Here is a 19,829-nt window from a genome sequence, read left to right as displayed (position 1 = left end):
TCAAGATAATGACAAGATAATGAGGAGTTAATGGTGATTGATTCAGTAAAACAGATCCTCGCCGAATTTAAGCCAGCAGGCTGGCACAAGGAGCTGGTGGATGCCGGATTCGTTCGCGAGATCATCAATCAGGGTCAGGGGCTTACTATCCGGCTGGTATTGCCGTTTGCCGGTCTCTCGCTGCTCGATCAGCTCAAAGAGAACTACGATGCCAGGCTGCGCAGCGCCACCGGCGCCTCCCGCATCGACTGGGCATTGGAGATTGACGTCGCCAGCATGCCGCGGGCGCAGGGCCTCAATGCCGTGCAGGGCATTCGCAACATCATCGTGGTTGCTTCCGGCAAGGGGGGGGTAGGCAAGTCCACCACCGCGGTCAATCTGGCGCTGGCCCTGCAAAAAGAGGGTGCGCGGGTCGCCATTCTCGATGCCGATATCTATGGCCCTTCCATTCCCACCATGATGGGCACCCTCAAGGAGCGCCCGGTCAGCCATGACGGCAAGCTGATGGAGCCGGTGATGGCCTGCGGCCTCAAGAGCAACAGTATCGGCTATCTGGTCTCCGAACAGGATGCCACAATCTGGCGTGGCCCGATGGCGAGCAAGGCGCTGGCGCAGATCCTCCATGAGACCCGCTGGGGCGAGGTGGATTATCTGGTGGTAGACATGCCGCCGGGCACTGGCGATATCCAGCTCACCATGGCCCAGCAGGTGCCGACTTCGGCGGCGGTGATTGTCACAACCCCGCAAGATGTGGCGCTGGCCGATGCCCGCAAGGGGATCGCCATGTTCAACAAGGTCAATGTGCCGGTGCTCGGCATCATCGAGAACATGAGTTATCACGTCTGCAGCGCCTGCGGACATCATGAGCCGCTGTTTGGTACCGGTGGCGGCCAGAAGATGGCAGAGCAGTATCAAGTGGCACTGCTTGGTCAATTACCGCTGCACATCGATATCCGCCAACACATGGATGATGGCTGCCCGACGGTGTTCGGCGCACCGGAAGGGAGCCTGGCTCAGGCCTATTTGAAGCTGGCGCGCAGGGTAGGGGCTGAACTCTTTTTCAGCGCAAAACCGATTGCGACCCCCCTCTATGCCATGGCGCTGGATGAATAATCGGCGGTCGGTCACTTGAAAGGGAATTGAGGGTGGGCATGACCCACCCTTTTTTATATAATGGATCGGTTTAAACCATCCCCACTGCTCTTCTCTTTTAGGTATTTGTCATGTCTGATACTCAACATTCGTGTGTGATCATCGGTATTGCGGGCGCATCTGCGTCTGGCAAAAGTCTTATAGCCCAGACCATTTATGAAGAGCTGGTGGCCGAACTGGGCGCAGGTCAGATTGGTGTGATCACCGAAGATTGCTACTACCGTGATCAGACCCACCTGACCATGGAAGAGCGGGTCAAAACCAACTATGACCACCCTAACGCGCTGGATCACGACCTGCTGGTACAGCACCTGAGTCAGCTGGTCAAAGGTGACGCGGTTGCCATTCCCCAGTACTCCTACACCGAACACACCCGGATGAGCGAAGTGACCCCGTTTGCGCCGCGCCGGGTGATCATTCTGGAAGGGATCCTGCTGCTGACCGACAGCCGTCTGCGGGATCTGATGGATGCCTCCATCTTTATGGATACCCCACTCGACATCTGCCTGCTGCGCCGTCTGGTGCGTGATGTGCAGGAGCGTGGCCGCACCATGGACTCCGTGCTCAAGCAGTACCAGAAGACGGTGCGTCCGATGTTCCTGCAGTTTATCGAGCCGTCCAAACAGTATGCCGATGTGATCGTGCCCCGTGGTGGCAAGAACCGCATCGCCATCGACATGCTCAAGGCGCGTATCCGCCACATGTTGATTGGTTAAGATGAAACAAGCCGGGTGATGCCCGGCTTTTTTAAAAGCACAATTTGTCAGGAGAGTCGCCCAATGCGTCTGTGTGATACCGATATTGAACGCCATCTGGATGAAGGCAAGATCGTCATTGAGCCACGGCCCGGGGTAGAGCGGATCAGTGGTGTCAGTGTCGATGTGCTGCTGGGTAACGAGTTTCGGGTGTTTCGCGATCATACCGCGCCCTATATCGACCTGAGCGGCCCGAGCAGCGAGATGGCCGATGCCATCGATCGGGTGATGAGTGACGAGATCCACATCCCCGATGGCGAAGCCTTCTATCTGCACCCGGGTCAGCTGGCGCTGGCGGTGACCTACGAATCCGTTACTCTGCCTGCCGATATCGTTGGCTGGCTGGATGGCCGCTCTTCACTGGCGCGGCTGGGTTTGATGGTGCACGTGACGGCGCACCGGATCGATCCGGGTTGGTCCGGTCGCATCGTGCTGGAGTTCTACAACGGCGGCAAATTGCCGCTGGCGCTGCGTCCGAAGATGAAGATCGGCGCCTTGAACTTCGAGATGCTCTCCGGCGTCGCGGCCCGTCCCTACAACAAGCGGGAAAATGCCAAGTACAAGAGCCAGCAGGGCGCCGTTGCCAGCCGCATCAATCAGGACTGATAACTGGCAACACAGCAACGATTCAAGGGAGCACAAGGTGCTCCCTTTTTGCATCTGGAATCAAACGGATATGGGATTGATGGTGCTGGTCGGATGAGAATGGTGGGTAGGGGCGTTTTATCACCAATTTTGCCTGTTTTTATGTCATAAAAACGTCATAAAAATGAAATAATTGGCTTAATTGTCAGCTAATTTTGCCATTTTCTGCAATCATTGATGGCTTTAATTAATCGATGGCAAGCCGCATGAGGACTGGCTCTAGGATATTTTTTTCCAAAAAGCTCTTTTTTTTTATGGCTGAAATATTTCAATGGTGGCTATGGTGTTGGCCGCCATCTGGCATAATCCGCCGCAACTCATAAACAGGCTTTTTTTTATGTTTGAAATGTTTAGTGGTTTGGGTTTGTGGTGGTCAATCGGTTTGGTATTGGCCGTTTTTTTTGTGCTTGCCTATGAATTTATCAACGGCTTTCACGATACCGCCAACGCGGTAGCTACGGTTATCTATACCAAGGCGATGCCGGCTCACCTGGCGGTTGTCGCATCGGGGATCTTCAACTTTTTTGGCGTCATGTTCGGCGGTCTGGGTGTGGCCTATGCCATTGTCCATCTGCTGCCCATTGACCTGCTGCTTGGGATGGACTCCACCCAAGGGTTGATCATGGTCTTCTCCTTGCTGTTTTCCGCCATCGTGTGGAACCTGGGCACCTGGTTCTTCGGGATCCCGGCCTCCAGTTCACATACCTTGATCGGTTCCATTCTGGGGGTAGGCGGCGCCTATGCCTGGATCACCCATAAACCGGTGACAGAAGGGATCAACGTGGGCAAAGCGATCGACATCATGCTTTCCCTCATCATCTCTCCCACCATAGGTTTCATCATCGCGGCACTGCTGCTGTTGGCGATGAAACGCATCTGGACCAGCAACAAGATCCACAAAACACCGGAAGAGCGTCAGCTGGTGGATGGCAAGAAGCACCCGCCGTTTTGGGCGCGTCTTACCCTGGTGGCCTCGGCCATGGGCGTCAGCTTCGTGCACGGCTCCAACGATGGCCAGAAGGGGATCGGTCTGGTGATGCTGGTGCTGATCTGCATGGCACCCGCCTATTTCGCGCTGGACATGAACAGCCGCTCTTATGACCTGGATCGGACCCAGGATGCCAACCAGCGCATCATGGAGATCTACCAGCGCAACCAGTCTGCCCTCTCTGGAGTCATCAACTTCTCTGCACCGGCAACGGCTCAGGAAGAGCTGATGACTCACTGCTCCGCCGATGGCGTGCTGCAGGCGATGGCCACCCTGGATGCCCGTCTGGGTGCCGTGCGTACTTATGATCAGATGAGCCTGACTGACCGCCGCGAAGTGCGTCGTCTGCTGCTCTGTATTGATGACACCGCCCGCAAGGCTGCCAAGCTGCCGCTGCCAGCCAAGGAGCTGACCGATCTGGCCAAATGGCGCAAGGATCTGACCGCGACCGCTGAATACGCACCGACTTGGGTTATCGTCTCCATCGCACTGGCGCTCGGTTGTGGCACCATGGTGGGCTGGCGTCGTATCGTTCATACAGTGGGCGAGAAGATCGGCACCACCGGCATGACCTACAGCCAGGGCATTGCGGCCCAGATTACGGCTGCAACCTCCATCGGGGTCGCCAGTCTGACCGGTATGCCGGTGTCCACCACCCACATCCTCTCTTCTGCGGTGGCGGGGACCATGATTGCCAATAAATCCGGCCTGCAGAGCCAGACTATCAAGACCATCCTGATGGCCTGGGTGCTGACCCTGCCGCTGACAATGCTGCTCTCCGGCGGCCTGTTCATCGTCAGCCACCATCTTTTTGGTTGATCTGCCACGCTCATAATGCGCATCACAATGACAATGCCGCCCGGTCGAAAGATCGGGCGGCATTTTTTGTGTCTATGAATTTTCAGTGGAGTTGTATCTCCACCTGATGTTTTTTGTTCTTGAGGTAAACAGATAAGAAGGCTCTTCTTCATTATTTGATTGACGACTCGTTATGGTTTTTCTGGCTGAACTTTCGTCATCGAATATCTCTTTCTAATAGTGTGCTTCTCTTGTGATTAATGGATTAACCAATTAGCGTGTTTTGGCGAGGTGCTGATGCACCATCTGATAAAGCGTCACTGAGGAGTAGATGATGAAGCTGATGATCCCGCCCATGGTGGATTTTGCGACCGGCAGCTTGTCCGGTGCCGAACTGGTGGAGAAGTGTACAAGGTTGGCTGATCTGCATGGCTTGTTTGCCGATCCTGCTTCTGAAGCAGGGGTTGACCCGCAAACTGTGCTCTATCGTGTGGCGATGTTGCCCAGCAGTGGAGTGGAGGGGGATCTCAACATGGGTGTCACCCATCTTGAGGCCGGCAGGATAGGGAACGAGTTTTTTATGACCCGCGGTCATATCCATGCTCGCGCCGAGCAGGCGGAGTACTACTTCGGGTTGTGTGGAAGGGGACTATTGCTGTTGCAGGATATGGCCGGTGTCTGCCGGCTGGAGCAGGTCTTTCCCGGCAGTGTTCACCATATTCCGGGCCACGTGGCCCATCGACTCGTCAACACTGGCGAGACGCAGCTCTCGGCGCTGGCGGTCTGGCCTGCCATTGCCGGTCATGATTACCGGCTGATGGCAGAGCGGGGGTTTGGCCTGCGGGTGGTCGCAGGGAAGGAGGGGGAACCTTGTGTGGTGAGTCGCGAGGTGAGTGCCTCAATCACCTAACCATCAGCCTGCATGGGTCGTGAGCGACCCCGTTAGCGGCTGCCGCAAGATTGGCGTACCACCAGGGTAGGGGGCAGAATGATGCTCTTGGCTGGCTCGTCGTTGCCGGCAATCCGCTCGAGCAGCAGTTCACCCGCCTTGCGGCCAATCTCCCGCGCCGCCACCGAGACGGTGGTGAGCGCCGGTTCGACCAGCGCTGTCTCCGGCAGGTCGTCAAAGCCTACCAGAGCAAAGTTCTGGCCGATGAGCCGCCCCTGTTTGCGTAGCGCCAGCATGGCGCCGAGCGCTACCACATCCTGATAGCAGACTGCCGCCGTCACCTCGGGGTGCTGCTCCAGCAGCACCGTCGTGGCGCGGGTGCCCTCTACCCGGCTGGCGCCGCAGCTGATGATCCACTCCGGTTTGGCTGTGATACCGTGTTCGAGTAACTTGCTCATATAACCACCTAGGCGTTGGGAGCGGCTGATGGAGGTGGGGGAGCCCCCAACAAAGGCGATATGACGGTGGCCGAGTTTCAGCAGGTGCTCGGTCGCCAGCTGACAGCCCAGAAAGTTGTCGGTGCCGACAAAGTCGATCGCTACATCCGGCACCGGTCGCACCACCAGAATGGTAGGCATATGGCGCCGCTGCAGGCTCTCGAAAAAGCTGTGGGGCGTAGGTTGGGCAGCGCAGATCACCATGCCGGCGGCGCTGTTGCGTTGCAGCGAATCCATAAACTGCTGCTGCCTTGCCGCCGACTCCTCGCTGTTGGCAAGAAACAGCATCAGATCGTGGTGTTCCATCTCCCGGCTCAGGCCCGCCGTCATCTCTGCATAGAAGGGGTTGGTAATATCGTGCAGCAACAGGCCAACCTGATTGCTGCTCTTGTTGCGCAGGTTGGCGGCAGTCTGGTTGTAGACATAGCCGAGCTCGTCGATGGCTTTGAGTACCCGCTGGCGAGTGTGGTCGGAAATGCGTCCCTTGTTGCGCAAGGTCATGGAGACGGTGGCGGTGGAAACGCCCAAGTGGCGGGCAATATCTGCAACAGTCACATTGCTCATGGTGTGGGTCCGGTCATGGTCGTGCCATCAAGATATATCGATTAACCTATTTTTGGGATGAGAGAAGGTTGCAAGTGAGCGGTTGATCACGAATTTCACCGCTATGCCGATGATATATCCCAATGTTTGAGGTTAATCGTGTTTATCAGGTTGTGGTTAACGGGTTAATCGATTTATCTCTGTCGTAGGTGTCAACGAGAGAGCAAGCCAATGATTCATTCGAGTTACGTCTCCAACTACGACAAATATCCAGAAGTAACCGTTGTCGGATATGAACAGGCCGCCTGCGCGGGATGGGATGAGATTGCCCATCAGCTGCTGGCCAAAGTGAACCGGCAGGAGAGGGCGAAAGTGGTACTGGTGATCGACTGCTATCACGGCGTCGATCAGACCGAGCTACGCACCCAACTGCTGACCAGATTCGGGCCTCACACGCTCATCGATGTGGAACAGGCGCGCCTGCCCGAACCCAAAGTGCTGGCGATGCTGGACCGTTTCATCACCGATGACAGGGTTTTTGGCGTGCTGGCACCCCACAAGATGGTGGAGTTTTTTGACCCGGTCGCCTTGGCGCGCCTGCAACAGCAGGTCGCAGAGATGGTCGAAGGTCTGGTGGTGGTGATGGGTAGCGGCGCTTCGCTGGTGGCGCAAGGGGATGTGCGGGTCTATGCCGATCTTGCCCGCTGGGAGATCCAGCAGCGTCTGCGCCGTAAAGAGATTGGCAACTGGGGCGCTGATAACACCGAAGAGGACATATTGCGCCGCTACAAGCGCGCCTTCTTCATCGAATGGCGGGTGTTTGACCGTCATAAATTGGCCCAGCTGCCCACCATCGATTTCCTGCTCGACACCAATATCAGGGGCAAGCCGACCATGGTAACGGGGGCGGCACTGCAACAAGGGTTGCATCAGGCGGCGCGCCAGCCGTTCCGGGTGGTGCCCTTCTTCGACCCGGGGGTCTGGGGTGGGCAGTGGATGAAGCAGGTGTGTGATCTGGACCCGGCCCAACCCAACTACGCCTGGTGCTTTGACTGCGTACCCGAGGAGAACAGCCTCTATCTGCGCTTTGGCGAGGTGAGGGTGGAGATCCCGTCGCAAAACCTGGTGCTGTGCCAGCCCAGCGCCTTGCTTGGGGAGCGGGTACACGCCCGCTTTGGCGCCGAGTTCCCGATCCGGTTCGATTTTCTCGATACGGTGGGGGGGCAGCCGCTCAGTCTGCAGGTGCATCCGCTGACCGAATACATCCAGCAGGAGTTCGGCATGCACTACACCCAGGACGAGAGCTACTATCTGCTCGATGCCAAGCCGGACTCCTGCGTCTATCTCGGCACCCGCAACGGTATCGACCCGCAGGAGATGCTGGCAGATCTGGCTGCCGCCCAGCGCGGCGAGAAGCCCTTCGATGACGAGCGTTTCATCAACCGCTTCCCGGCCCGCAAGCACGATCACTTCCTGATCCCGGCCGGAACCGTCCACTGCTCGGGAGAGGGGGCCATGGTGCTCGAGATCAGCGCCACCCCCTACATCTTCACCTTCAAGCTGTGGGACTGGGGCCGGGTCGGGCTCGACGGCATTCCGCGCCCCATCCATCTGGAGCATGGCAGCAAGGTGATCCAGTGGGAGCGCGACACCGACTGGACCCGCGAGCATCTGGTCAATCGCATCGAGCTCATCGCCGAAGGGCCGGGCTGGCGCGAGGAGCGTACCGGACTGCATGAGCGGGAATTTATCGAGACCCGTCGCCACTGGTTCAGTGTGCCGGTCGAGCACGACACCGGCGGCACGGTGCAGGTGCTCAATCTGATTGAGGGGCGAGAGGCGACGGTGGAGAGTCCCGACAATGCGTTCGCGCCGTTTGTGGTGCACTACGCCGAGACCTTTATCGTACCGGCGTCGGTAGGGCGCTATCGCATCCGTCCGAGTGGCGAGAGTGAAGGGGCGACCATCGCCACCATCAAAGCCTATGTGAGGGGGTAACCAAGATGCTGAGGATCCTTATCGCAACCCATGGTTCACTGGCGCCGGCCCTGCTGGCCAGCGCCAGCATGGTCTACGGCGAGCTGCCCGCCGTAGCCACAGTCTCTCTTACCGAAGAGGGGGGAATAGCGGCGTTTCGCACCGAGTTTGAACAGACCCTGCGCCGTCATGGTGCGGGGGCTGACGGGGTGCTGGTGCTGTGCGACATGGAGTGTGGCACACCCTACAACGTGGCATGCCGCTTTGCGTTTGACCCCGAATGGCCGCAGCCGGTAGCCGTGGTGACCGGGGTGAACTTTCCCATGCTGCTGATGAGTGCCGACTGGCTGGCGGCAACCGATGTGCACGAGGCGGCCCGCCAGTTGCTGGCCCAGGCACTGGAATCCATGGTGATCGCGGCCCCGGCGGCACACCAGCAAGATGACAACTTCTAGGAGAGCGAGATGGCGATTTCATTTGTACGCATTGACGATCGGGTGATCCATGGCCAGCTGGTGACGCGCTGGGCCAGAGAGCTGCCCTGCGACGGCATTGTCGCGATTGATGACGAGGTGGCGGCCGATCCGTTGCTCTCCCAGGTGATGATCGGCGCTGTGCCGGACACCAAGGTGTGGCTGTTCGACGTGGCGACGGCCATTGCCAAGCTGCCCAAGGTGATCGCCAGTGACAAGCGCTACTTCGTGATTGGCAAGTCGCCGGTCACCCTGCAGCGGCTCTGCGCCGCCGGCATCTCTCTTGAGAACCACAACGGCAAGATCAACGTGGGGCCCATGAGTGCCCGCGAGCAGACCACCACCATAGGCCCCAACCAGTCGGTGACGGCGCAGGAGATCGCCGCTTTTGACTATCTTGCCAGCCTTGGCCACGAGATTGACTTTCGGCTGGTGCCGGACGCCAGCCACTACAACTGGGCAGATGCCCAGAAAAAGCTGAAATAGGGAGCCGACATCATGTTTCTGGAAGCAACTCTCATCGGGATACTCTGTTATCTCGGTGCCCTCAGCAGCCCCTGGCTGCTGGGATTGACCGGGGGCTGGTACACCATTACCCGCCCGCTGGTTTCGGGCATGCTGGTAGGGGCGATTCTCGGTGATATCCAGACCGGGATCCTTATCGGGGTGGCGGTGCAGGCGGTCTATATCGCCATGGTGACGCCGGGCGGTTCCATGCCGGCGGATCTCAACTTCGTCGCCTTTCCGGCCATCGCCCTCGGCGTCATGTCGGGCAAGGAACCGTCAGTTGCCGTGGCCATTGCCGCCACCATCGGCATTGCCGGTACCATCCTCTTCAACTTCATGATGGTCTTCAACTCCTACTGGAACCACAGAGCCGACGTGGCGCTGGAGCAGGGGGATGAAAAGGGGGTTTATCTCAACAGCGCGATCTTCCCGCAGGTCAGCAACTTCGTACTGCGTTTCGTGCCCACCTTTATCGCCGTCTATTTTGGCAACCAGTACATCGAAGGCTTCATGAACAGCCTGCCTGAGCTTGTGATCCGCACCATGACGGTGGTGGGCGGCATTCTGCCGGCGGTCGGCATTGCCATCCTGCTCAAGCAGATCATCAAGCAGAGCAGCATGCTGATCTATTTTCTGGTGGGCTTTGTCGGCATCGTTTTTCTCAAGCTCAACATGGTAGGGCTGGTGATGATCGGCGCCCTGCTTGCGCTCATCCACTACAACTACAAGCCGGAATCTCGCCCTGCAGTAGCTGCCCGTGCTGCCACCCAAACCGATGATGAGGATGAATTCTGATGGACGCAAAGCTGCAAGCGGGCCAGCCGGTGAACAATGCGCCGGTGGCTCTCACTCCCAAGGATCTGCGTGCCTGCTGGCGTTCGTGGATGATGTACAACCTATCCTCCATGAGCTTCGAGCGCCTCGAATCGTTCGGTTTCTGCCTTGGCATGATGCCGGCACTCAAGAAGCTCTATCCCGGCAAGGTGGAGAGGATGGAGGCGATGAAACGCCATGCCTCTTTCTACAACACTGAGCCCCAGATTGGCGCCATCATCAACGGGCTGGCGGTGGGACTTGAGGAGAAGCGGGCTAACGGAGAGAAGATCGATGGCGAGACCATCAACACCCTGAAAGTGGGGCTGATGGGGCCCATCGCTGGGATCGGGGACTCCATGATCCCGGGCATGCTGGTGCCCATTTTGCTTAGCATCGGCATGGCGCTGGCCGCCGGCGGCAGCGTGTTGGGGCCGCTCTTTTATATCATCAGCTTCAACGCCATCGTCATCACCGGCTCCTACATGCTGTTTATGAAGGGCTACCGGATGGGAACCGGCTCGGTGGAGGCGCTGGTGAGTTCGGAGTCGGTCAAACTGCGCGAGGCGCTCTCCCTGCTCGGGGTCTTTGTGATGGGCGGGGTGGCCGCCAGTTATGTCAACCTCTCCACCGGGCTTGATTTTGTTACCTCGGACGGGGTCAATATTCAGGTACAGGCCATGTTGGATGGCATCTTCCCCAAACTGATGCCGCTGCTGGTGGTGCTGGGCACCTGGTATCTGATGGCCAGACGCAATGTCTCGCCGGTCAAGGCGATGCTGGGGTTACTGGTAGTGGCCTTTGTCGGGGTCGCCATCGGTCTGTTCTGATGGGGTCAAGGCCATTTGGTCAACAAAGGGAGAGCCTGGCTCTCCCTTTTTATCGCCGTTGCGAGAGGTAATTTATGCATATCGAGGTGACTGAGGCCGCACAGCGTTGCCATCGCTGGCTGGTCTCCGAGGCGCTGCCCCTTTGGGGCGCGCAGGGGGTTGACCCCGAGCGTGGTCTGTTTGCCGAGGGATTGGATAGTGCTGGCCAGCCTTTGTGGCAGCCGACCCGTTTTCGGGTACAGAGCCGCCAGATCTATGTGTTCAGCCACGCCACCCTGCTGGGGTGGTACGACGGGCGCACCCTTGCCGAGCGTTCTGCTTTGGTCGGTATGGGTCATTTTGACGATGGGGCGGGGCATAGCGTTTTCTCCATTAATCGGGATGGTTCGATTGCTGACGCATCAGTCTGCAGCTATGAATACGCGTTTGCCCTGCTGGCTGAGTGTTGGCTCTATCGTCTGAGTGGCGATCCACGCTGGCAACAACAGGCCGAGTCGCGCTATCAGGCCATTGAGCAACTCTTTTTGGACCCGCTGCACGGTGGATTCCACTCCAGTTGGCCATCTGGCCCACTGCGCAGCCAAAATCCCCATATGCATCTGTTCGAGGCGCTGCTGGTAGCGGCAGACAGCTTTGATGATGTGATATGGCAGCAGCGGGCAACCGCGCTGTATCGGCTGTTTCGTCAGCGTTTTCTGGAGCCCGGTTTACTGCGCGAGTTTTTCGACGACGCGCTGCTGGTGCGTCATGCCGATTCCCGTCTTATCGACCCGGGTCATCACTACGAGTGGTGCTGGCTGCTGGCACGCTACCGGACTCTTGCCAGCAGCTGGGAAATCCAGCCAACCAGCACCGAGATTGACGAGGCAATCGGGATATTGACCCGCTTTGCCATCCGCCACGGGCACGGGCAAACCGGGCTGGTGATCGATGAGCTGACCGATGATGGGCAACCCTATCGCGATACCAGCCGGCTCTGGTGCCAGACCGAACATCTCAAGGCGCTGCTGGCGGCCTATGAGAGGCTAGGGGGAGCAGAGATTGCCCATCAGATTGGCGAGGTGGTGAGGCGGATCTTCCACTACTACCTGAATCCAGCCTTGCCCGGCCAGTGGGTCGATCAGGTCGATGTCACCGGTCGGCCGCTGACAACTCATGCCCCAGCCAGCACCTTCTACCACCTGTTTGTGGCATTCAGCGAGCTGGCAAGGGTAGCAGAAAGGAGAGGGGAAAGTGGGTAACAGACCAAGAGAAGGTCAAAAATCCCAGCCCGGTTGTTCTGGCGGCTCGGGTTGGGTTCCCTCCTGTGCCTTGCGGCGGGCGGCGTCGACCCGGCGTTTGCGATCCCGGCACAGGCGCATCACCTCTTGTTGCTGGACAGGGGTCATGGTGAGCCAGTTGAAACGCTCTTCGCGATTGCGCAGGCACCCCTTGCAGTAGCCTTTGTTGTTCACTTCGCAGACCCCGATGCAGGGGCTCTGCAGCGGGAAGATTTCGAGCTGTTCCATCCATCACCTCGCACATCCTGTCACCTTGTTATAACCCAGCGGATCCCCTTTGGAGAAATCCTGCTTCAAGTGATTGATGTCGTTTGCTTTCCCCCTGCAAATTTGGCATCTTCCCCGCCGAGCATGGCTCTTGGCGTTATATGAGGACATATGAACAAACACGCGTACTGGCTGACCGCCGCAGTGCTGGGACTGGCCGGTTGTGCTGGCAACTCTGACAAAGCAGAAGTGCCCAAAAAGCAGACCGACAACAGATGCTTTCTTAACTGCGAGGTGCCGGAAAATCTGGGCAAGCAGTATCTGGACGGGACCTTGCCAGAGGATCTGGTGAGGGTGGAGCGGGTCAATAGCCGTGCGCGTGCCGACTACAGCAAGTTTGGCCCGCAAAGCAGACTGGTATTGGAGCGCTCCGGCAAGATGACCCGCCGTTATGGCGAGCTCTATCACCAGCTCTCCCGCTGGGTGGCGGGCGGCGGCAATCCTGCCGACATCACCCGTTACGGTATCAGCCTGGCCCAGTTGGGCGGTGCTGATCGCATGGGTAACGTGCTCTTTACCGGTTACTACTCGCCGGTGCTGGAGGTGCGCCACCGCCCGGATGCCAAGTACAAATATCCCATCTATGCCATGCCCAAATGTGGCGGTCGCTGTCCGACCCGGGCCGAGATCCATCAGGGGGCCCTGGCCAACCGCGGGCTGGAGCTGGGTTACAGCAAATCCCTTATCGATAACTTCCTGATGGATGTGCAGGGCTCCGGCTTTGTCCACTACGGGGATGACGATCGGCTGCAATATCTGGGCTACAGCGGCAAGAACGGCCACGGTTACGTGAGTATCGGTCGGGTACTGATCGACCGCGGTGAAGTGCCCAAAGAGCAGATGTCGATGAAGGCCATCAAGGAGTGGGCCAACCGTCAACCGGAGGAGAGCGTCAAGGAGCTGGTGGAGCAGAACCCCTCCTATGTCTTCTTCGAGCGTCGACCCACCAATGACGTGATCGGCGCCGCCGGTATCCCGCTGCTGCCGCTGGCGGCCGTTGCTGCCGACAAGACCCTGTTGCCGATGGGGACCCCGATCCTCGCTGAAGTCCCTTTGCTCGATAAAGAGGGCAACTGGACCGGCAAGCACCAGCTGCGGCTGTTGATTGCGCTGGATGTGGGCGGCGCGGTGAAGAAGGGCCACCTCGACCTCTACCACGGCATGGGCGAGAAGGCCGGTGTCGCAGCGGGTCACTACAAGCACTTCGGCCGGGTCTGGAAGCTGGGTCTGCACCACGGGCCGACCGCCGCACCCTGGTTGTAACGCCAGAGCTGGTGGGTGGCGTATCAGCCAGCAGCCCACTTAGGTATCGAGTTAGGCATCGAGATAGATGTAAAAAAGCCGCCGGAGCAATCCGGCGGCTTTTTGTTTTGGTCTCTTTGGCTGCGAGCTCGAGGTGCTGCAAGCGGGATCAGCGTTTCTGAATATCCAGCTTGATGGCGCCGACCGGCTTGCAGCAGCAGGGGAGACACTCCCCCTGGGAGACAAAAGCGAGCGGCACATTGGGGTAGTGCACCTTGCCCGCGATGAGCGGGGTGCGGCAGGCACCACAATAGCCGCTGCGGCACTGGAACTCGACCCGATGGCCGTGGCGTTCCAGGGTTTCCAGCACGCTTTCGCCGGGATGAGCGTGCAGCACGCCATCCCGGGTATGTACCCGTGGTGCCTGCACCGCCTGCTGTTCGGCAGGCGAGTGCGGGGCAGGGGTCCGCGTGCGGATGGCGTCACTCACAGCTCGAAATCACCCAGATCGTCGGCATTCACTTCGCTGTCGATCTGACCCACCAGATAGGAGCTTACCTCCACCTCTTGCGGGGCGACCTGTACGTTGTCGGAGGAGAGCCAGGTGTTGATCCAGGGGATCGGGTTCTGCTTGGTGCCGGCAAAGGCTGGCTGCAGACCTACGGCGGCCATCCGCAGGTTGGTGATGTACTCCACGTACTGGCAGAGAATGTCCTTGTTCAGACCGATCATGGAGCCGCCCTGGAACAGGTACTCGGCCCACTCTTTCTCCTGAATGGCGGCTTCTTTGAACAGCTCGAAGCAGGCCTGTTCGCACTCGGCGGCAATCTCGGCCATCTCGGGGTCGTCCTGACCGCTGCGCATCAGGTTCAGCATGTGCTGGGTACCGGTCAGGTGCAGTGCCTCATCGCGGGCGATCATCTTGATGATCTTGGCGTTGCCCTCCATCAGCTCGCGCTCGGCGAAGGCAAAGGAGCAGGCGAAGCTGACGTAGAAGCGGATCGCTTCCAGCGCGTTGACGCTCATCAGGCAGAGATAGAGCTTCTTCTTGAGCTCGCGCAAGGTGATGGTCACCTCGCGGCCAGCTACGGTGTGGGTTCCTTCACCGTGCAGGTTGTAGAGGGCGGTCGCTTCGATCAGGTCGTCGTAGAAGTGGCTGATGGAGCCGGCGCGCTTCAGGATCTGCTCATTGGTCACGATGTCGTCGAACACCTGGGCGGGAGTGTTGACGATGTTGCGGATGATGTGGGTGTAGGAGCGAGAGTGGATAGTCTCGGAGAACGCCCAGGTCTCGATCCAGGTTTCCAGCTCCGGAATGGAGACCAGCGGCAGCAGCGCCACGTTGGGGCTGCGACCCTGAATGGAGTCCAGCAGGGTCTGGTACTTCAGGTTGGAGATGAAGATGTGCTGCTCGTGGGGGGGCAGGGCCTGATAGTCGATGCGATCACGGGAGACATCCACCTCTTCCGGGCGCCAGAAGAAGGAGAGTTGTTTTTCGATCAGCCGCTCGAACACTTCGTGCTTTTGCTGGTCATAACGGGCTACGTTGACCGATTGGCCAAAAAACATCGGCTCTTTGAGCTGGTCGTTTTGGGTTTGGCAGAAAGTTGAATAGGCCATGGTTACCAGAATGTCTGTATGGAGAAAACAGGAGAGCGGGAGCTTGTCGCTCCCGCCCGGTTATCAGATCTTGCCGTGACTTAGATTTTGCAAGCCCCGCCAGCACAACCGTCATCTTGCAGATCGGTCTGGGCATCGTCCGCACCATCACGGGTGTTGTGATAGTAGAGGGTCTTGAGGCCGTATTTGTAGGCGGTCAGCAAGTCCTTCAGCAGCTGCTTCATCGGCACCTTGTTGCCTTCGAAACGGGCCGGGTCGTAGTTGGTGTTGGCGGAGATCGCCTGATCCACAAACTTCTGCATGATACCGACCAGCTGCAGGTAGCCGTCAACGCTCGGTTGCTTCCAGAGCAGTTCGTATTGATCTTTCAGGCGATCATACTCGGGCACCACCTGTTTGAGAATGCCGTCCTTGGAAGCCTTGACCGAGACCAGGCCGCGCGGCGGCTCGATGCCGTTGGTGGCGTTGGAGATCTGGCTGGAGGTCTCGCTCGGCATCAGGGCGGTCAGGGTGGAGTTGCGCAGCCCCACGGATTTGATCTCTTCGCGCAGGCTTTCCCAATCCAGATGCAGCGGCTCGTTGCACAGCGCATCCAGATCCTTCTTGTAGGTGTCGATCGGCAGAATGCCCTGGGCATAGGTGGTCTCGCCAAACAGCGGGCAGGGGCCGAATTCGCGGGCCAGCTGCACGGAGGCTTTCAGCAGGTAGTACTGGATCGCCTCGAAGGTGCGGTGAGTCAGCGCCAGACCGGAGCCGTCAGAGTAGCGGGCACCGTTTTTGGCCAGGTAGTAGGCGTAGTTGATGACGCCAATCCCCAGAGTACGACGACCCATGCTGCCACGCTTGGCGGCGGCAATAGGGTAGTCCTGATAGTCGAGCAGGGCATCGAGGGCACGCACGGCCAGATCGGCCATCTCTTCCAGATCTTCCAGCTTGTCAATGGCACCCAGGTTGAAGGCGGAGAGGGTGCACAGGGCGATCTCGCCGTTCTCGTCATCGATGTTGTTGAGCGGCTTGGTCGGCAGCGCAATCTCGAGGCAGAGGTTGGACTGGCGTACCGGCGCCACGCTCGGATCAAACGGGCTGTGGGTGTTGCAGTGATCGACGTTCTGGATGTAGATGCGACCGGTACCGGCACGCTCCTGCATCATCAGGGAGAAGAGATCGACGGCCTTGAGGGTCTTCTTGCGAATGGCAGGATCCTGCTCGTACTTGACGTAGAGCTCTTCAAACTTGTCCTGATCGGCAAAGAAGGCATCGTACAGACCCGGCGCATCGGACGGGGAGAACAGTGTGATGTCACCGCCCTTGATGAGGCGCTGGTACATCAGCTTGTTGATCTGCACGCCGTAGTCCATGTGACGGACACGGTTCTCTTCCACGCCGCGGTTGTTCTTCAGCACCAGCAGGCTTTCCACTTCGGTGTGCCACAGCGGGTAGAACAGGGTCGCCGCACCGCCGCGCACGCCGCCTTGGGAGCAGCACTTCACGGCAGTCTGGAAGTATTTGTAGAAGGGGATGCAACCAGTGTGGAACGCTTCGCCGCCACGGATGGGGCTGCCCAGACCGCGGATGCGACCGGCGTTGATGCCGATACCGGCGCGCTGGGAAACGTAACGCACGATGGAGCTGGCGGTGGCGTTGATGGAGTCCAGGCTGTCGTCGCACTCGATCAGTACGCAGGAGCTGAACTGACGGGTCGGGGTGCGCACGCCGCTCATGATCGGGGTCGGCAGGGAGATCTTGAAGGTCGAGACCGCATCATAGAAGCGCTTGATGTAGTCCAGACGGGTATCTTTCGGATACTTGGAGAAGAGGCAGGCCGCAACCAGCATATAGAGGAACTGCGGGCTCTCGTAGATCTCGCCGGTAACGCGGTTCTGGACCAGATATTTGCCTTCCAGCTGTTTGACTGCCGCGTAGGAGAAATCCATGTCGCGCCAGTGATCCAGATGGGTGTTCAGCTCTTCGAATTCGGCCTGGGTGTAGTCTTCCAGCAGGTGCTTGTCGTACTTGCCCATGTCCACCAGACGAGCCACGTGCTGGTAGAGGTGGGGCGGTTCGAACTGGCCGTAGGCCTTCTTGCGCAGGTGGAAGATGGCCAGACGGGCTGCCATGTACTGGTAGTCCGGGGTCTGCTCGGAGATGAGGTCAGCAGTCGCCTTGATGATGGTTTCGTGAATGTCGGCGGTACGGATACCGTCATAGAACTGGATGTGGGATTTGAGCTCTACCTGGGAGACCGACACGTTGTCGAGCCCTTCGGCGGCCCAGTCCAGCACGCGGTGAATTTTATCCAGATCGATGGGTTCTTTGTGTCCGTTACGCTTCGTCACAAACAAGTTCATTGGCTGATGACCTTCAGTTGATTCCCGAAAAACCATCGCACAATGGCGCCACCTAGGCTCCGGCGGTGTGCGGGAGTTGGGTAGAGATTGTGCGATGAATCACAAGATGTAGTGTTATTTTAAGTTCGAGCTACAAGATAGTGAGGTCAGCCCGCCATTGCAATGTGTGGATAAGTGACGAGCTGTGGATAAATTGTGAGTCTTGCCCCATCAGTTAGTGACCGCTCACAGTGAGCGGGTTTTCATTCGTCCGCTCCGCTAAATGCAAGTCTCCCGATCGAAGATGGAAAATTTAAATAACTTTTTTTGCTTGCGAAATGGGGGGCTTTTTACTAGCTAACGGCGGCTGATTATCCCTTATGCAACAAGGGTCAAAAGCTGTCCAGTTGTCGCAGCCGCGGGCTCAGCGTGGCAAGGGCTTTGCATCAGATGACGGTGGTTTGTGGCCGCTTTGTGACGGCTGAGAGCTTGTCAAATGGGTATCCAACAGGCAGAAAGCTGCCTTTATTATCCATGAATAGAGGGGTGCTGGTGGCGCAGGAGGCAGGAGGCAGGAGCTTAAAGGAAAGATGCAAGGGGCGGAGAGTCTCTTCGCCCCGTTATCACATGTCAGCCGGTAAGGCTGCGCGTTACGCCTTGGCCGTCAACTCATAGCGCAGCCAGTGGTGCAGGGCTTGCACGGTATCAAAGTGCAGATCGGCGCCCCACTGGGCGGGATCTTCCTCATCATTGAGATAGCCCCAGCCAGCGACGGCGGTGCGCATGCCAGCATTGCGGCCTGCTTCGATATCCCGCACATGATCCCCCACATAGAGGCAGTGAGCCGCCTCGACCCCCAGTTTCTCACAGGCAAAGAACATAGGGGCGGGGTCGGGCTTGCGTACTGGCAGGGTATCGGCACTGACAGTGACGCCGCAGCTGGCAAGCTCTGGCAGGGCTGCCAGCAGCGGCTCGGTGAGAAAGCCCGGCTTGTTGGTGACGATACCCCAGGGGAGCTGTTTTTCATCCAGCCACTCGATAAGATCCACCATTCCCACATAGGGGTGGGTACCAACGCAGAGATTGGCCGCGTAGTAGTCGAGCAAGGCATTGCGCAGGCGCGTGGCCCCCAGCTCTTCAAGTAGTTCGTCGCCGAGGCCCGCTTTCAGCAGCCCGAGCGCCCCGTGGGAGGTGGTCTGACGAATAATCTCGTCAGAGAGCGGCGCAAAGCCTTCGCTGATCAGGACATGGTTGACGGCGGCCCCCAGATCCGGGGCAGTGTCGAGCAGGGTGCCGTCCAGATCGAACAGCACACCGCGCAGGGGCAGAGGGTGAGAGGCGCTCATCAACCGTGCTCCGGGCGGACAAACTCCACCATATAGTTGACGTCGACATTCTTGCCGAGCTTGAAACTGTTGGAGAGCGGTGCATAGTGCACCCCGCTCATATCCCGCACCAGCAGGCCCGCTGCTTCACCCATGCGACACAGTTCGGCCGGAGTGATGAATTTTTTGTGATCGTGGGTACCCTTGGGCACCATCTTCATCAGGTATTCGGCCCCGATGATCATCATCAGATAGGATTTGGGGTTGCGGTTGATGGTGGAGACGAACACCCGACCGCCCGGGCGCACCAAGGTGGCGATGGCGCGCAGCACGGAAGCGGGGTCCGGTACATGCTCCAGCATCTCCATGCAGGTGACTACGTCATACTGGCCCGGCACTTCGGCGGCATGGGCTTCGGCGGTGATCTGGCGGTACTCGAGCTCGACACCCTGCTCCAGAGCGTGCAAGCGGGCGACGCCGAGGGGCTCCTTGCCCATGTCGATGCCGGTGACCCTGGCGCCACGGCGGGCCATGCTCTCGGAGAGAATGCCACCGCCACATCCGATATCGAGAATGCGCTTGCCAAACAGACCGCCACTTTTGTCGGTGATCCAGTCAAGGCGTACCGGATTGATTTGATGCAGGGGTTTGAATTCACCTTCCATGTCCCACCAGCGGGAGGCGATGGCTTCAAACTTGGCGATTTCTGTCAGATCGACATTGGCATCACTGTTCATTTTTCGAAGATCCTGTGGCAGGGCGCCCGCTTCTGAGTCATGGGCGCAATCTATTGTCCTGGCGGGCATTATAACGGACGGACTTTGTCACACCAGCCCGATCTGATACCCGATTTGTGGCTTAAGGTATTTGGCTCAGTGTGTTACCATGTCGCGCTGTTTAA

Annotated in this window: 19 protein-coding genes; 12 read left to right on the top strand and 7 right to left on the bottom strand. The window is 58.6% G+C overall.

The annotated features are described in order from the left end of the window. Positions 1–30 precede the first annotated feature (30 nt). The 5 genes from apbC (at position 31) to I6L41_RS06600 (ending at position 5,248) form a co-directional block, all read left to right on the top strand. On the top strand, positions 31–1,113 hold the full coding sequence (apbC, locus tag I6L41_RS06620) for an iron-sulfur cluster carrier protein ApbC (protein ID WP_216962833.1): 1,083 nt from the start codon (positions 31–33) through the stop codon (positions 1,111–1,113). Positions 1,114–1,223: 110 nt separating this feature from the next. Further along, positions 1,224–1,868, top strand: coding sequence for a uridine kinase (udk, locus tag I6L41_RS06615; protein WP_005345570.1), 645 nt, complete (start codon positions 1,224–1,226; stop codon positions 1,866–1,868). Between the two features lie 63 nt (positions 1,869–1,931). Then, entirely contained in the window at positions 1,932–2,513 is a 582-nt protein-coding gene (gene dcd / locus I6L41_RS06610) for a dCTP deaminase (protein WP_005336719.1), read from the top strand. Between the two features lie 376 nt (positions 2,514–2,889). Then, on the top strand, positions 2,890–4,359 hold the full coding sequence (locus I6L41_RS06605) for an inorganic phosphate transporter (RefSeq protein WP_019445142.1): 1,470 nt from the start codon (positions 2,890–2,892) through the stop codon (positions 4,357–4,359). Positions 4,360–4,669: 310 nt separating this feature from the next. Beyond that, on the top strand, positions 4,670–5,248 hold the full coding sequence (locus tag I6L41_RS06600) for a glucose-6-phosphate isomerase family protein (RefSeq protein WP_254203407.1): 579 nt from the start codon (positions 4,670–4,672) through the stop codon (positions 5,246–5,248). Between the two features lie 32 nt (positions 5,249–5,280). Here I6L41_RS06600 and I6L41_RS06595 read toward each other — a convergent pair whose 3' ends face one another. Further along, positions 5,281–6,288, bottom strand: coding sequence for a LacI family DNA-binding transcriptional regulator (locus tag I6L41_RS06595; protein WP_216962831.1), 1,008 nt, complete (start codon positions 6,286–6,288; stop codon positions 5,281–5,283). Positions 6,289–6,498: 210 nt separating this feature from the next. On the opposite strand from I6L41_RS06595, the gene I6L41_RS06590 reads away from it, so the two are divergent. From I6L41_RS06590 to I6L41_RS06565, 6 genes are all read left to right on the top strand, one after another. Continuing rightward, on the top strand, positions 6,499–8,265 hold the full coding sequence (locus I6L41_RS06590; protein WP_216962829.1) for a class I mannose-6-phosphate isomerase: 1,767 nt from the start codon (positions 6,499–6,501) through the stop codon (positions 8,263–8,265). Between the two features lie 5 nt (positions 8,266–8,270). Beyond that, positions 8,271–8,699: a PTS sugar transporter subunit IIA gene (locus I6L41_RS06585; RefSeq protein WP_071910030.1), complete on the top strand. Its 429-nt coding sequence runs from the start codon at positions 8,271–8,273 to the stop codon at positions 8,697–8,699. 9 nt (positions 8,700–8,708) lie between these two features. Continuing rightward, positions 8,709–9,203 carry a PTS sugar transporter subunit IIB gene (locus tag I6L41_RS06580; RefSeq protein WP_071910032.1) on the top strand — a complete coding sequence of 165 codons (495 nt, stop codon included), beginning with the start codon at positions 8,709–8,711 and terminating at the stop codon, positions 9,201–9,203. A 12-nt stretch (positions 9,204–9,215) separates the two neighbouring features. Continuing rightward, the gene (locus I6L41_RS06575; protein ID WP_071910034.1) at positions 9,216–10,019 is read left to right on the top strand and encodes a PTS sugar transporter subunit IIC; all 804 of its coding nucleotides are present in this window, start codon (positions 9,216–9,218) and stop codon (positions 10,017–10,019) included. After that, complete coding sequence (locus I6L41_RS06570) at positions 10,019–10,867, top strand: PTS system mannose/fructose/sorbose family transporter subunit IID (protein WP_043851918.1); 849 nt, start codon at positions 10,019–10,021, stop codon at positions 10,865–10,867. Before I6L41_RS06575 ends, I6L41_RS06570 begins: the two co-directional genes overlap by 1 nt. Before the next feature lie 74 nt (positions 10,868–10,941). Then, complete coding sequence (locus I6L41_RS06565; protein ID WP_216962826.1) at positions 10,942–12,108, top strand: AGE family epimerase/isomerase; 1,167 nt, start codon at positions 10,942–10,944, stop codon at positions 12,106–12,108. A 15-nt stretch (positions 12,109–12,123) separates the two neighbouring features. On the opposite strand, the gene I6L41_RS06560 is transcribed toward I6L41_RS06565, so the two are convergent. After that, positions 12,124–12,375: a DUF1289 domain-containing protein gene (locus I6L41_RS06560; RefSeq protein WP_216962824.1), complete on the bottom strand. Its 252-nt coding sequence runs from the start codon at positions 12,373–12,375 to the stop codon at positions 12,124–12,126. Positions 12,376–12,525: 150 nt separating this feature from the next. Between I6L41_RS06560 and mltA the strand changes: the two genes are divergently transcribed. Continuing rightward, positions 12,526–13,677: a murein transglycosylase A gene (gene mltA / locus I6L41_RS06555; protein WP_019445143.1), complete on the top strand. Its 1,152-nt coding sequence runs from the start codon at positions 12,526–12,528 to the stop codon at positions 13,675–13,677. A gap of 148 nt (positions 13,678–13,825) precedes the next feature. Here mltA and yfaE read toward each other — a convergent pair whose 3' ends face one another. From yfaE to ubiG, 5 genes are all read right to left on the bottom strand, one after another. Then, on the bottom strand, positions 13,826–14,146 hold the full coding sequence (yfaE, locus tag I6L41_RS06550; protein WP_216962821.1) for a class I ribonucleotide reductase maintenance protein YfaE: 321 nt from the start codon (positions 14,144–14,146) through the stop codon (positions 13,826–13,828). Further along, positions 14,143–15,276, bottom strand: a complete 1,134-nt coding sequence (gene nrdB, locus I6L41_RS06545) for a class Ia ribonucleoside-diphosphate reductase subunit beta (protein WP_019445145.1) — start codon at positions 15,274–15,276, stop codon at positions 14,143–14,145. Before nrdB ends, yfaE begins: the two co-directional genes overlap by 4 nt. Positions 15,277–15,356: 80 nt before the next feature. Further along, a complete protein-coding gene (gene nrdA, locus I6L41_RS06540; RefSeq protein ID WP_216962818.1) occupies positions 15,357–17,624 on the bottom strand; it encodes a class 1a ribonucleoside-diphosphate reductase subunit alpha in 2,268 nt (755 codons plus the stop codon). 629 nt (positions 17,625–18,253) lie between these two features. Next, the gene (locus I6L41_RS06535) at positions 18,254–18,949 is read right to left on the bottom strand and encodes an HAD family hydrolase (protein WP_204479250.1); all 696 of its coding nucleotides are present in this window, start codon (positions 18,947–18,949) and stop codon (positions 18,254–18,256) included. Further along, positions 18,949–19,665: a bifunctional 2-polyprenyl-6-hydroxyphenol methylase/3-demethylubiquinol 3-O-methyltransferase UbiG gene (gene ubiG, locus I6L41_RS06530; protein WP_128816429.1), complete on the bottom strand. Its 717-nt coding sequence runs from the start codon at positions 19,663–19,665 to the stop codon at positions 18,949–18,951. Before ubiG ends, I6L41_RS06535 begins: the two co-directional genes overlap by 1 nt. Positions 19,666–19,829: the final 164 nt, after the last annotated feature.

The organism is Aeromonas sp. FDAARGOS 1411 (assembly GCF_019047125.1).
Classification (GTDB): Bacteria; Pseudomonadota; Gammaproteobacteria; order Enterobacterales; family Aeromonadaceae; genus Aeromonas; species Aeromonas veronii.
This window is presented reverse-complemented; position numbering and strand designations above follow the sequence as displayed.